Annotated in this window: 1 protein-coding gene; it reads right to left on the bottom strand. The window is 69.2% G+C overall.

The genetic code is table 11. The annotated features are described in order from the left end of the window. A partial coding sequence (locus TBIF_RS23960) for a DUF222 domain-containing protein (RefSeq protein WP_038171912.1) occupies positions 1-290 on the bottom strand: 290 nt, incomplete at its 3' end. Between the last annotated feature and the right edge of the window lie 15 nt (positions 291-305).

The following is a 305-nucleotide window of genomic DNA, read 5'->3' as shown; positions in this document are numbered from 1 at the left end:
GGGCCATCGGGTGTGTCGGGGGTGTGGAGGGTGTCGGCGTCGCAGATCACGTGCAGCACGATCTGCGCGTGACGCCCGCTCAGATCCTGCTCGTCGGTGGTGGCCTCGCAATCATCCCGCCCGCACTGGCAGAGGAAGGGCACGCCGAGGAGCGTGCAGATGGCGGCATCGGAGCGGCGGGCTCCCACGGTGCGGGTATCGCGCGGGCAGACACTATCGGCGAGCGCGTGCACCGCGGCCATCGCGAGGGCGATGTCCTCAGCGGACGCGGTGATGCTGAATTGAGCCATGCCATCGCGTAACGG

This window comes from Tomitella biformata AHU 1821 (assembly GCF_000524475.1).
In the GTDB taxonomy this organism is placed as follows: domain Bacteria; phylum Actinomycetota; class Actinomycetes; order Mycobacteriales; family Mycobacteriaceae; genus Tomitella; species Tomitella biformata.
The sequence above is the reverse complement of the archived record's forward strand: the minus strand, read 5'-3'. Positions and strand labels throughout refer to the sequence as shown.